This window comes from Halalkaliarchaeum sp. AArc-GB (assembly GCF_031432225.1).
Taxonomy (GTDB): domain Archaea; phylum Halobacteriota; class Halobacteria; order Halobacteriales; family Haloferacaceae; genus Halalkaliarchaeum.
On the sequence record NZ_JAVKGM010000002.1, the window covers coordinates 22,057 to 34,772 of the forward strand.

Here is a 12,716-nt window from a genome sequence, read left to right on the forward strand (position 1 = left end):
GGACGAACGAAAGCGGATTTTATATCCGCGGAGAGAAACGGACCGAACCGAGATGAAACGACGAGCCGCCGTGGCGTTCTCCATTGCGGTCGGGTTGCTCGGGCTGTTCGTGTACGCGATCGGATGGAACGACGTTCTGGCTGCGGTGTCTCGGACGTCACCGTCGGTGTACGCGACGGCGTTTCTCGCGATGATCGGCTGTCTGTTCTGCCGGAGTCTGGTCTGGCACCGGGTGCTTTCGATCGTAGACGAGCCCAGACCCTACTGGCTCGTGAGTGGCGTCTTCCTCACCGCGATGTTCGCGAAATACGCCGTCCCATACGGTCAGGTCACCTCCGGCGTCGGCGTCGCCGCGGTGGTCAGCCGGTACTACGACGCCGTCTACGAGGAGGGACTGGCGGCGGTCGTGAGCGCCGACTTCCTCAACTACGTCCCCTACTACACGCTCGGCGGCGTCGGCGCCGTCTACGTCCTGGTTACCCATCCGCTCCCGATTGACATCGGAACCCACGCGCTCCCGGTCGTCGCGCTCGTCGCGATCGTCGCGATCGTGCTCTGGATCGGCTGGCAACGTCGGAGACTCGTGGTCCGGGGGATAACCGCCCTTACTGCCCGTCTACGAGGGGTCGTCCGCCACCTGACCGGTCGCAACGTCAGGTTCCTCAGGCGGGAGAACGTCGAACGCCGGTTCGAGGGGTTTTACACGACGCTAGATCTGGTCGGTCGGGACCGCCGGGCGATTCTGGGGGCGGTCGTCTTCGCCCACCTCGGGTGGACCGGACTCGCCCTCGCGCTGTTCGCGACCGCACACGCGGTCGGCGTCCCGATACCGCTGGGAATCGCGTTTCTCTCCGTCGCCGTGAGCAAGGTCGGCTTCCTCGTTCCGACTCCCGGCGGCGTCGGCGGCGTCGAGGCGTCGATGGCGGCGGCTCTGTATCTGCTCTGGCCAGTCGGCTTCGCAACTGCAACCGCGATCGCGTTGCTGTGGCGGCTGTCCACGTACTGGTTCACGATTCTGGTCGGGGGAACGACTGCGCTGGCGATGACGCTCCGGGATCCAACCCCGACACGCGGGAAGTGATCCGCCGGCTCACAATCAGTGTCAGTCGTCGCTCGGGTCGCCCCCCTCCGCCTGCAGTTCGGGTTCGACGACGCGACCGCGGAACGGGAGGTTCGTCTGGAGCGATACCACCACCGGATGCGTCTCGATCCGAACCGCGAGCCAGGGGACGACCAACACGAATCCGGTGAGCGCGGCATACGCGATCACCTCGGCGACCAGCGCCGAGACCGGATGGACGTTCACGAGCGCCGTGATCCCCAGCCACACCGTTGCGACACGCACCACCAGGATACCGACCAGGCCCATTACGCCGAGAACCAGGACGGCCGCACCCACGGAGGTCGTCGGGCGCTCGGCGACGTAGTACCAGCCGATCGTCCCGCCCAGCGCTGCACCGAGCGAGAAGCTGAGAAACACGCGCGAGCCCAAGAGCCCGGCAAGCAGCGCGATCGCCGTCGCGGCGACGAACAGCGGCCCGGGATCGAACGTCCAGTTGTCCCGGTAGTAGATGCCGAACGCGACGATTCCGAACCCCAACACCACGCCCACGAGTACATCGCCGACGTAGTGAACGCCCATCACGACCCGCGAGACGGCGACCACCGCCACGACGACACCGGCAGCGAAATACCGCCACAGCGGACGGCCGCGAGTCATGCTCGCCGCCAGCGCGCCGTAAAACCCCGCGCTGCCCATCGCGTGGGCGCTCGGGAACGAGTAGCCGGGATACCCCGCGGGAGTAAACGCCAGGTCCGGCCGAGGGAGCTGGACGATCCCCTTCAGGCCGACCGAAAGCGCAAACACCGCGACGCCGACCGCGATGACGAACGCCCGTTCCCGGCGCGCGCCCCGGGCGCCAAACCAGTAGAGCAACACGCCGAGGACGAGCAGCAACGCGCCGTCGCCGAGATGAGTCAGCGATTCCAGTACCGGTACGATCGGTCCCAGCGCTTCCCGAAACGACGCGTTTACGCTCGCGTCCCACAGCGGACCGTAGCGGTTCATCCCCCGAACCCAGGGATGGGAGACAAAAATGTCCTCCGACACGATCGAAGGAGCATAACTCAAGCGCCCGTTTGTGTTTACAGTACGTTATTGCAGTCGTGAACCGTGTCTCGAGATATGAGCGGCTCCGTCGCCCGATCGAAACCGTGGAACGGAAGTTTCGGCGGCGATCGACTCCTCGCCCTCCTGCGAACCGTCGCATTCGTCGCCGCCGTCGCCCTGCCCGCGGTGTACGTCCCCGTGCTGTTCGCCGGCGGAATCGGCCCCATCACCCCCGCGCTCGGTCTCGCACTGCTCGCGGCCCACGTGCTCGCGCTGGTTGCGGGTCACTGAATCAAAGGAGTGGCTCGGTCGAACCCATCATCACACGGGGCTCAGTGGGGGTAACCGTCGTCATCGCCACCGAACGTGGATAGGACGTCCTGCCTCAAAAGTTGCACGGGGAAAGACGCTGCCTCAAACGTCGTCCGTCCCGACTGCACGCCGTGACCACGCCGCATTCGTCCGGTGTTCGGCCGCGATCGACCGGACGTCTGCCGTCGAGAGCGTCCCATGTTCGGTGACGATCGCCGTCACCAGCCCCGGGGGCGTCCGGTCGAACCGGGGCGTCGCCACCTCGATCCCGGAGCTTCCGCCGTACACTGCCGCGGGATCCGACCGTTCCTGCTCGAACCCCGCGGTCGGGGCGATCTTCGAAGAGGACGCCACGACGACCACCGGAACGCCGGCCCGGTCGGCGGCGAGTGCGAGCCCGTAGGTCCCTGCCTTGTTGTACACGCCCCCGCTGGGATCGACCGTGTCGGCCCCGACGAGCACACAGCCGGCGTCGCCGCACTCGAGGAGCCAAGGAAGCGCCGAATCCGCAGCGAGCATGACCTCGATGCCGGAGTCGGATAGCGTCTCGGCCACGCCCACTCCCTCCCTGTCGGGGCGGGATTCCCCGACGAGCACCCGAATATCCGCCGGCGGCTCCGAACGATCCGCCGACTCCGATCGACCCGCCGGCTCCGTCCGGGAACACAGTTCGAGAAGCGCGTCGACCACTGTCTCGGAACGGGAAAGCGTGACGATCGGTCCGCCGCGTCGGCGAAAGCGGTTGCCGGATTCGAGGAGCTCTGCGACGGACCGGGCTGCTGTTCCGTCGGCTTCGACCGCCCGATCGATCGCCCCGATCGATCGGTCGTGAACGAACGCCGGTGACGGCGCGTCGGCGACAGCATCATCCCCGTCGACGAGATTCACCCCGTCGACGACGTCCGCCATTACCCGATTCACCCGGTTTCCGATCGTGACCATCCCTGGACGGACGTCCACGAGTTCCCGTGCGAGACCTACGACTCCGTCCCACTCGTCGACGCTTGCGGCTTCGTCGCGGAGCACCTCGAGCGCGCGAACCGAGAGCCACGACGCCCCGTGAACTTCGTCAGTACGGATCGTCTCGACGGTCGGCGCGACCCGACGGTACGTCTCCCACAGCATCGGAACGGTGTCCCGGTCGCGGATCGCCGTCGAGTGAACCCATTCGGCACCCTCGATGCTCCCGTCCGAGGGGATCTGTCGGGTTTCCACGTCGAACAGGAACGGATGGACGAGCCACGTGCGATCCTCATCCGGAACCGTGATCGGCGCGCCGGACCGAACGAGATCTACTCTGCCGGAACCGATCGTCTCACGGAGGTGCCGCTCGGCCTCGGCGAGCGGATCGTCGGGTTCCGACTGGAGGTAGTCGGCGATCCCCGACCAGCGGTTCGGATACACGTCGACAGCCGACGGCCGGCGGACGAGGAGGATCTGCCCGCGGTTTCTGAGGAATGTCGTGACGGCGTGGTCCATACCGAACGGTTGCGTCCCCGGGATACGGTACTTTCGACTGGGCGACCTGCGACAGACTCCGAACGGCGATGGGCAGGAAGTACCGACAGAAGCACACCGGCGGACTTTTTCCCGACCCTCACTACCTCCGGACATGGAGCTGTTCGCCGTCCCGGGGCTACCGGAGATCGAACCGGGTGACGACATCGCAGCGTTGGTCGAAGAGCGGACCGACCTGCAGCCGACGGACGTCGTCTGTATCGCCTCGACGATCGTCTCGAAGGCCGAGGGCCGGCTCGCGGATCTGTCGTCGTTTCCGGCGGGTCCCCGGGCTCGGGAGCTCGCGACGACCCTCGAGTCGGCCACCGGCGAGCCGAAAGACCCCCGATTTGCTCAGGCAGTACTCGAGGAAAGCGTCGAACTGCTGATGGAATCCCCGTTTCTGCTCACCGAAACCCGGTTCGGCCACATCACAGTAAACGCCGGGATCGACCGGTCGAACGTTCCAGGCCACGATCTGCTGTTGCTCCCCCGCCGCCCCAGCGCGAGCGCACGATCGATCGCCGACGGGCTCTCGACCGACCGTGTGATCGTCACCGACACCTGCGGGCGACCGTTCCGACACGGGCAGCGGGGCGTCGCGATCGGCTGGACCGGCCTTCCGGCGAGCCGGGACTGGCGGGGCGAGCGAGATCGAACGGGACGCGAGCTGGGAGTCACCGTCCAGAACGTCGTCGACGAACTCGCCGCGGCGGCGAACCTGCTCGCGGGCGAGGGCGACGACGGGACGCCGGTCGTCGTGATCCGGGGGTTCGAATTCGGCGACCACGACGGTTCAGAAGAACTGTTCCGCGAGATCGAGAGCGACTTCGTTCGGCAGGCGCTTCGGGATTGGGCTGTCGATGCCTGACCGGCTTCGGGTACCCCTTACCCACGGAGGAATCTTCGCGCTTCAGGGCGGAGAGAAAGTCAAGACGACTGTCCGTCGCCGATTCGGGGGAGCCTAATTCCGACTTCGGCCAGGACCGCACCGATCGCCGCATAGAGGAACACGACGACGGCAACCGTGATGAACGCGGCGCCGCCAGCGACCGCGACGGTGCTCAACGGATCTGCCAGTGCGACTTCCGTCGCAATGATGACGATCATCTCCCAGAGGTTGGCGACCAGTTCGATGACGAGTTCGGCGGGCGTGTACATACTGGAGGCTTGAACGGGTGGGTATTTGTACGTTGATGCTCCCGATCGCCCGTCGCCAGTCAGTACGACGTCCGCCGAATCCGAACTCCTTTGCCCGCTGAAGCCCCAGGTACCCACGATGAATACGCTGCTTTGGGTCCTAGCGGGGATCCTCGCGTACACGTTCGCGGCGATGGCGCTGCGGAACCGCGGGTATCTCCCGGACTCTGTCCGCGTCTCCGGGCCGCTCATGACGGTCCACACGAAACGCGGACGGGAGTTTCTCACGCGTCTCTCCCGTCCGAAGCGGTTCTGGCGGGCGGTCTCGAACCTCGGACTCGGCCTCGCCTTAGTCGCGATGGCGGGCGCGTTCCTGATGCTCGTCGGGCAGGCGCTTTTTATCCTCGAATCGCCGCCGGACAGCGCGATCGCCGGCGGCCCGCAGAACGTGCTCGTGATCCCCGGCGTCAACGAGTTCCTCCCGCTGGAGGTGGCCCCGGAGATCGTCATCGGCCTGCTGGTCGGGCTCGTCGTCCACGAAGGAGGCCACGGACTGCTGTGTCGCGTGGAAGACATCGACATCGAGTCGATGGGTGTGGTGCTACTGGCGTTCATTCCGCTGGGCGCGTTCGTCCAGCCGGACGAAGAGAGCGCGCAGGCGGCCTCACGTGGGGCTCGCTCGCGGATGTTCGCCGCCGGCGTGACCAACAACATCATCGTCACGATCATCGCGTTCGGGCTGCTGTTCGGCCCGATCGCCGGCGCGGTTGCGGTCTCCCCGGGCGCTGCGGTCGGTGGCGTGTACCCGGGCTCGGCAGCCGACGAAGCGGGAATCGAGGCTGGCGACCGGATCGTCGCCGTCGACGGCGTCGAGGTGGGCTCGAACGACGACCTCTTTGCAGTGCTCGACGACCTCGAGGAGCGATCCGTCAGCGTGACGCTCGCCGACGGCGACGAGCGGACAGAAACGACCGTCGAGCGGTCGCTGCTCGTGACGACGCTGGTGGCCGACTCGCCGTTCGCGTCCCGGGGCGATCGCGCCGGCCTGTCGATCAACGACACCGTGACCGCCGTCGACGGAACCGAGGTCCGGACGGAAGCCGAACTCAGGGACACCGTTGGCGTCGACCACGTCGCGACGTTCGAAACTGCCGACGGTGAGACCGCAACCGGACCGGTCGGCGCGCTCGTGGCCACGACGGACGACGGTCCCCTCGCCGATGCGGACGCACCCACCGACCGACGGTTCGTCGTCGCGGAAATCGGCGACACGCGGGTGTACGACCACCGCGACGTGAACCGGGCGCTGCAGCCGTACGAGCCCGGCGACACCGTCGAAGTCGAGGCGTACGTCCCCGGAGAGGACGGTTCGTGGGACGAATCGGACGAGGAGACGTTCACCGTCACTCTCGGCGAGAACCCCGACCGTGGCGGTGCATTCCTCGGCGTCTCCAGTGCTCGCGGCTTCAGCGGCGTCGCCGTCGACAGCTTCGGCGTGCGGGCGTATCCGGCCGATACCTTCCTCTCGGTGCTCACTGGTGGGTTCGTCGACTCGCCGTTCCTCGGCGCCTTCTTCCTGCTCGTGTTGCCGCTTTTCAGCCTCTTCGGGGCGGGCGTGGAGTTCAACTTCGCCGGCTTCGTCTCGGCGAACACGAACTTCTATGAGGTCTCGGGCCTCTTCGGCGTCGCCGGCGAGCCGATCGCGTTCCTGCTCGTGAACGTGATCTTCTGGACCGGCTGGATCAACCTCAACCTCGCGTTCTTCAACTGCATCCCCGCGTTTCCGCTCGACGGCGGCCACATCCTCCGTGCGTCCACGGAGGCGGTAGTCTCCCGGCTGCCGATCGAATCGAAGCCACAGCTGACCCGGGCGATAACCACCAGCATCGGGCTCACGATGCTTCTCGCACTGCTGGTAATGCTGTTCGGCCCCCAGCTGCTGACCTGACCGACCGGAGAGGACGATGGTACGCAAACGATACGACGGAACCGACGCGGATCGGCTCGGCTTCGACGAAACCAGAAACTACGTGAGCGACGCGGTGGCGAAGTTCGTGCCGAACGCCGTCGCTCGCCGCGCGATCGCCGTCGACGTCTCGACGGGCAAGAAGGCCTACGAGGTCGGCGAGACGGTGACGATCCGAGTGGAGTTCAAAAACAGACTTCCCGTTCCGGTCCGGGTCCCCACGCCCAGACAGCGCAGATGGGGCTGGGAGGTGGACGGGGTGGTCGAGGCGACCGACGAGCGCCGATACACCTCGGACACGCCGTCGACGTTCCAGTTCCGCGCGGGGGAACGGAAACGCTTCAGCGTCGAATGGAACGGACACTTCCGGGAGGCTGGCGAGGACGGCATGGACGTCTCCCGGCCCGCCTCGAAGGGCGATCACGTGATTACCGCGTTTCTGGCCACGACCACGGGCGGGGAACGGCCGGAGGCGTCGACGTCGATTCGGATCGTTTGAGCCGCTCCTCGTGGATAGCGGGGGCTACAGTCGTCCGGCGTCGACGTCCGCGACCAGTTTCGATCCGGCGTTTCGCCAGTCCTCCTCGGCGTCGGCGAATATCCGTTCTGCCCGGCGGTTCGCCTCGGCGATCAGTTCGTCGGCGTCGAGCCCTTCGATTGCAACCTCCCCCTCGCGGAGGAGGCGTCGCCCGTCGACAAAGACGTCGGTCGCCTCGGTGCCGGTTCCGCCGTACACGAGGTTCGGGACCGCGGTGTGGAACGGCTCGTCGACGGTCGGCGCGATTCCGGACGTCTCGAGGTCGAACACCGCGACGTCCGCGCGCTTCCCCTCCGTCAGCGTGCCGACTCGATCGTCGATTCCCAGCGCCCGTGCCCCGCCGATCGTGGCGATCTCGAGCGTTGCCCATGCGGGCATCGCGGTCGGGTCATCGCGGTCGGTTTTCGACAGCAGGGCCGCCGTCCGGAGTTCGCGCACGGCGTTGTGTCCGCCTGGCCCGGGCGCCTGGTCGGTGCCAATGCCGACCACGCCGCCGTGCTCCCGGTACTCCACGAGGGGCGGAACGATGCCGTCGATGGCAGCGATCGAGGAGGGACAGCCCACCATCGAGACGCCGGCGTCGGCGAGACGGGCGCGTTCGTCGGGCGTCGCGCCGTGGAGGTGGGTGGCGATCAGCCGGTCGGAGAGCAGCCCCGCCGCGTCGAGGACCGACACCGTGGTAGGCTCCTCGCCGGCGTCGGGAATCGGGTTCGGGCCGCCCTCGCCGTATCGCTCCCGGATCTGGATCGCCTCACGCTCCCCCTGCGCGACGTGCATGTGAATCCGACGGCCGGATTCTTCCGCCCGGCGATCGATCTCCTCGAGCAACGGAAGCGAGATCATGTCCAGCGCCTGCGGGCCGTACGCCGGTTCCACGAGAGATTCCGTCTCGGCGCCGTAGTCGTCGAACAGCGCCTCCGTGCGTTCGAGCGCAGCGTCGCCGTTCCCCCTGTCGAACGGGTACAGCTCCTCGGGCCCCAGGTCGGCCCGGTCGTCGGGCACCTCGTTGATCGTCTCGGTCGCCACACATCGCACGGAAAAGGGCTCGTACACCTCCTCGACGAGTTCCCCCACCCGGGTCCCGTACTCGCAGACGGTCGTCGTTCCCGACGCGAGTGCCTCGATGACGCCCAACTTCGCGCCGACGACGCCGTCCTCCCGGGTCGCGTGGGCGCTGATCGGGCCGAGCCCGCGATTCATCCACTCGATTTCGGGGAGGTCCTGTGCCGCCCCGCGGACGATCGTGTGTCGAGTGTGCGCGTGGGCGTTGACGAACCCGGGGCACACGATTGCTCCCTCGGCGTCGACGACAGCTCCCGCACGGGGACGTGCGACCGCGTCGTCGACGTCCGCCACCGGGCCGACGTACTCGATTCGCCCGTCCGCGATCCCGACCGCACCGTTCTCGACGATGCCGAGCTCGCCGGTCGCACCCCGGACCTGCGGATCCATCGTCACGAGCAGCGCGTTCTCGATGAGCGTGTCCATGTTTGCCCCACACAGTCCCGAACCGTGAATGTCCGGGAGCCGGCCAGTCGACCCGCTTTGCGGGCAGCGTGCCGCTCGCGTTTGCGGCGTCCCGGACGGTAAGTCGAACGCTTTTATACGGGACTCGGCCGTCGATCCGGTATGGTCTCGGAGATCTTCGATCCGGATCGGTGGGAGCCCGTCACCGAGGAGTTCGAGGACGTCACCTACCACCGGGCGAGCGAGGTTCCCGCCGTCCGGATCGCGTTCGACCGGCCGGAAGTGCGAAACGCGTTCCGGCCCGGAACCGTCGACGAACTGTACGCCGCGCTCGATCACGCCCGAAAGCAGGCCGACGTCGGCTGTGTCCTCCTGACGGGAAACGGTCCCTCTCCGAAGGACGACGGCTGGGCCTTTTCGGCGGGCGGAGATCAGTCAGTCCGGGGTGGCTCCGGCTACGAGTATCGCGACGACGACGAGGCCGGCGAGACGGACGACCCGCTCGTCCGGGAGGCGAAAGCCGGCCGGCTCCACGTGCTGGAAGTCCAGCGGTTGATCCGGTTTATGCCGAAACCGGTCGTCGCCGTCGTCCCCGGCTGGGCGGTCGGCGGCGGCCACTCGCTGCACGTGGTGTGTGATCTCACGCTCGCCAGCGAGGAGCACGCGAAGTTCCTCCAGACGGACCCGGACGTCGCCTCCTTCGACGGCGGCTTCGGTTCGGCGTATCTCGCCAGACAGATCGGTCAGAAGAAAGCACGGGAGGTGTTCTTCCGCGGAAAGACCTACTCGGCAACGGAGGCAGCAGAGATGGGGATGGTCAACGAGGCGGTACCCCACGAAAAACTGGAGGCGGTGGCGCTGGAGTGGGCCGACGAAATGACGAAGAAGTCCCCGACCGCGATGCGGATGCTCAAATACGCCTTCAACCTCGCCGACGACGGGATGGTCGGCCAGCAGGTGTTCGCCGGGGAGGCGACGCGGCTGGCGTACATGACCGAGGAAGCACAGGAAGGGCGGGACGCGTTTTTAGAAAAGCGGGAGCCGAACTTCCGAGCGTACCCCTGGCACTACTAGACCCGACCGTACCAGACCCGACCGGGGATCAGGGCGACGTGATCCGGTATTCGACGGTTCCGACGCCGGGGATCGTGAGTCGGCGTGTCCGGTCGTACAGTCGTCGGAGGAGTCGCCGTCCACCGCGTCGCAGGAGAACGACGCCCGCGATCACGACCGACAGCGAAGCCACCGCGAGCAGCGGATAGTTCATCGCCCACATGAGCGAGAGCAGGACCACCGGCACAGCGAGGAGGCTCACCAGCGACGGCCATCCGGATGGAGGGACGTGCCGTTCGGCGGCAAGCGGGGCTCCGTGTTGCAGGGTCATGGTATTTCGTTTCGAGATACGACCTCCGTCATCTTAAATCTTCAGATTATAGATAGGAATTGAGAAGTGTTACCATATATATTGATACGATCGCGCGTATTACAGCCTAAAAGGCCATGTAAGCTTTGACACGGTACACACTATAGATTGATAATGAAGTTGGTATATACGACAACATCCCGTCCGTATCCGTGTCGTCAGTACCCCCACGTGGACGACGGGATCGTCCCGCCGGCGACGAGAGTCACTCCGGGCAGCCACTCCCGCAGACGCCCTCCTGTTGTACACAATTGTGTATATGTATCCGACTGTTCAGGGAAAGATTTACACTCTCATGTGGTTCGATGTCCAGTATGACCGAGACCGTACTCCTCGTCGGGGGTGGCGGGCGGGAACACGCGATCGCCAGGGCGCTCGCCGACGACTGTACGCTGTGTGCGTGTGCGAGCAACAGGAACCCCGGAATCACGGAGCTCGCTTCACGGTTCGAGACGCTGTCCGGGACCGACATCGACGCGATCGTCGAGTTCGCGACCGAGATCGACGCCGACCTGGCGGTGATCGGCCCGGAGGCGGCCCTGGAGGCGGGAGTGGCGGACGCGCTCGACGACGCGGGCGTCTACACGTTCGGTCCACGGGCGGAGGCCGCCCGCATCGAGACCGACAAGGCGTTTCAGCGACAGTTCATGCAGGAGCACGGGATCACCGGCTGTCCCGAATTCGAGACGTTCGACGACGTGGACGCCGCCTGCGCGTACATCGACGCGGTCGAGCACGACCTCGCCGTAAAGCCCGCAGGGCTCACCGGCGGCAAGGGCGTGAAAGTGATCGGCGATCAGGTCACCCGCGAGGAGGCAAAGCAGTATCTCCGCGAGTCGAGCTACGATCGAGTCGTGCTCGAGGAGCGACTCGTCGGGGAGGAGTTCACGGTCCAGGCGTTCGTCGCCAACGGCGACGTCCGGCCGACACCGGCGATCCAGGACCACAAGCGCGCCTACGAGGGCGACGAAGGCCCCAACACTGGCGGGATGGGAAGCTACAGCGACACCACACCCGAGCTGCCGTTCATGACGCGGGAGGGCTACGACGACGCGGTGTCGATCCTCGAGGAGGTAATCGAGGCGCTCCCCGGGTACAAGGGCGTGCTGTACGGGCAGTTCATGCTCACCGCCGACGGCCCCAAAGTGGTGGAGTTCAACGCCCGGTTCGGCGATCCCGAGGCGATGAACACCCTGCCGGTGCTGGAGACGCCGCTGTTCGAGGTTCTTACGGCCGCGCGCGACGGGGAGCCGCTGCCGGCAGTGTCGACGACCGGCGAGGCGACCGTCTGCAAGTACGCGGTACCCGACGGCTATCCGACCGACCCCTCGGCGGGCGCCCGGATCGAGGTCGACGAGTCGACCGTCGGGAACGCCCTGCTGTTTTACGCCAGCGTCGACGAGCGCGAGGACGGCCTGTACACCACGACCTCCCGGTCGTTCGCGGTCGTCGGACTCGGGGAGTCGATCGCCGAGGCCGAACGGAACGCCGAAGCGGGGCTTTCGGCCGCAGGCGATGGGCTTCGAGTGCGACACGACGTCGGGAAGCCGGATCTCGTCCAGCGCCGGATCGATCACATGGACGAGTTGCGTCGGTAGGGCCGTCCGAGTCCGACGACGAGGGGCCTCCCGACTTTTGTCTCGGCGGAGCCGTCCCCTTTTAAGTGTCGCGGAGCGAATCCCGAACCGTGACGAGTCCGAACGACGACGATCGAACGCGGCGGTCCCGGCTCGAACGTCACCCGACGCCGGGGACGCGAAACTCCCTGTGGTCGTGGCCGTCGGCGAAGTCCCCACTTGCAGTCGTGCGAAACTACGTCGTGATCGTGCTCGCACGGATCGCCCCGAGCCTCCGACTCAAAAACTGGCTGTTGCGCCGGATCGGCGTGACTGTCGGCACGGGCGTCTCGTGGGGGCTCGAGTCCACGCCGGACGTGTTCTGGCCCGAGCGCATCACCGTCGAAGACCACGCCATCATCGGCTACGACGCGACGATCCTCTGTCACGAGTTCCTCCAGGACGAGTACCGGCTCGGCGACGTCGTCGTCGGCGAACGGGCGATGGTCGGCGCGGGGGCGATCCTCCTCCCGGGCGTCGAGATCGGGGAGGGTGCACAGGTGGCCGCAAACTCCCTCGTGACCGAGGACGTCCCTCCGAACGTAACCGTCGCCGGCGTCCCGGCGGAGATCGTCTCGAACGGCCCAAAAGAGGATCACGCGAACCGAGACGACGAACCGAGCGATCGAGAAAACTGACCTGAAACG

The 12,716-nt window shown here is 66.5% G+C and carries 13 protein-coding genes; 8 read left to right on the plus strand and 5 right to left on the minus strand.

Annotated elements, in window-relative coordinates; genetic code table 11:
• The first annotated feature begins 52 nt into the window (after window positions 1–52).
• Window positions 53–1,081, plus strand: coding sequence for a lysylphosphatidylglycerol synthase transmembrane domain-containing protein (locus RH858_RS03645; RefSeq protein ID WP_310561149.1), 1,029 nt, complete (start codon window positions 53–55; stop codon window positions 1,079–1,081).
• Window positions 1,082–1,102: 21 nt separating this feature from the next.
• On the opposite strand, the gene RH858_RS03650 is transcribed toward RH858_RS03645, so the two are convergent.
• Window positions 1,103–2,068, minus strand: a complete 966-nt coding sequence (locus RH858_RS03650) for a phosphatase PAP2 family protein (protein WP_259535287.1) — start codon at window positions 2,066–2,068, stop codon at window positions 1,103–1,105.
• A gap of 117 nt (window positions 2,069–2,185) precedes the next feature.
• Between RH858_RS03650 and RH858_RS03655 the strand changes: the two genes are divergently transcribed.
• Window positions 2,186–2,401 (plus strand): hypothetical protein, encoded by a 216-nt coding sequence (locus RH858_RS03655; protein WP_259535286.1) that lies wholly within the window; start codon window positions 2,186–2,188, stop codon window positions 2,399–2,401.
• 123 nt (window positions 2,402–2,524) lie between these two features.
• Here RH858_RS03655 and RH858_RS03660 read toward each other — a convergent pair whose 3' ends face one another.
• Window positions 2,525–3,901 carry an NUDIX domain-containing protein gene (locus RH858_RS03660; protein ID WP_259535285.1) on the minus strand — a complete coding sequence of 459 codons (1,377 nt, stop codon included), beginning with the start codon at window positions 3,899–3,901 and terminating at the stop codon, window positions 2,525–2,527.
• 133 nt (window positions 3,902–4,034) lie between these two features.
• Between RH858_RS03660 and RH858_RS03665 the strand changes: the two genes are divergently transcribed.
• Complete coding sequence (locus RH858_RS03665) at window positions 4,035–4,790, plus strand: coenzyme F420-0:L-glutamate ligase (RefSeq protein ID WP_259535284.1); 756 nt, start codon at window positions 4,035–4,037, stop codon at window positions 4,788–4,790.
• A 59-nt stretch (window positions 4,791–4,849) separates the two neighbouring features.
• Here the strand turns inward: RH858_RS03665 and RH858_RS03670 are convergent, their stop codons facing one another.
• A complete protein-coding gene (locus tag RH858_RS03670; protein WP_259535283.1) occupies window positions 4,850–5,080 on the minus strand; it encodes a hypothetical protein in 231 nt (76 codons plus the stop codon).
• A 118-nt stretch (window positions 5,081–5,198) separates the two neighbouring features.
• On the opposite strand from RH858_RS03670, the gene RH858_RS03675 reads away from it, so the two are divergent.
• Window positions 5,199–7,007 (plus strand): site-2 protease family protein, encoded by a 1,809-nt coding sequence (locus RH858_RS03675; protein WP_259535282.1) that lies wholly within the window; start codon window positions 5,199–5,201, stop codon window positions 7,005–7,007.
• A gap of 16 nt (window positions 7,008–7,023) precedes the next feature.
• The gene (locus RH858_RS03680) at window positions 7,024–7,524 is read left to right on the plus strand and encodes a hypothetical protein (protein WP_259535281.1); all 501 of its coding nucleotides are present in this window, start codon (window positions 7,024–7,026) and stop codon (window positions 7,522–7,524) included.
• A 24-nt stretch (window positions 7,525–7,548) separates the two neighbouring features.
• On the opposite strand, the gene RH858_RS03685 is transcribed toward RH858_RS03680, so the two are convergent.
• Window positions 7,549–9,051 carry an amidohydrolase family protein gene (locus tag RH858_RS03685; RefSeq protein WP_259535280.1) on the minus strand — a complete coding sequence of 501 codons (1,503 nt, stop codon included), beginning with the start codon at window positions 9,049–9,051 and terminating at the stop codon, window positions 7,549–7,551.
• 141 nt (window positions 9,052–9,192) lie between these two features.
• Here RH858_RS03685 and RH858_RS03690 point away from each other — a divergent pair, with 141 nt between their 5' ends.
• Complete coding sequence (locus RH858_RS03690; protein ID WP_310561150.1) at window positions 9,193–10,104, plus strand: 1,4-dihydroxy-2-naphthoyl-CoA synthase; 912 nt, start codon at window positions 9,193–9,195, stop codon at window positions 10,102–10,104.
• 28 nt (window positions 10,105–10,132) lie between these two features.
• Here the strand turns inward: RH858_RS03690 and RH858_RS03695 are convergent, their stop codons facing one another.
• Entirely contained in the window at window positions 10,133–10,414 is a 282-nt protein-coding gene (locus tag RH858_RS03695) for a hypothetical protein (RefSeq protein ID WP_259535278.1), read from the minus strand.
• A gap of 353 nt (window positions 10,415–10,767) precedes the next feature.
• Between RH858_RS03695 and purD the strand changes: the two genes are divergently transcribed.
• Window positions 10,768–12,051 carry a phosphoribosylamine--glycine ligase gene (gene purD, locus RH858_RS03700; RefSeq protein ID WP_259535277.1) on the plus strand — a complete coding sequence of 428 codons (1,284 nt, stop codon included), beginning with the start codon at window positions 10,768–10,770 and terminating at the stop codon, window positions 12,049–12,051.
• A gap of 89 nt (window positions 12,052–12,140) precedes the next feature.
• A complete protein-coding gene (locus RH858_RS03705) occupies window positions 12,141–12,707 on the plus strand; it encodes an acyltransferase (RefSeq protein ID WP_259535276.1) in 567 nt (188 codons plus the stop codon).
• Window positions 12,708–12,716 lie beyond the last annotated feature (9 nt).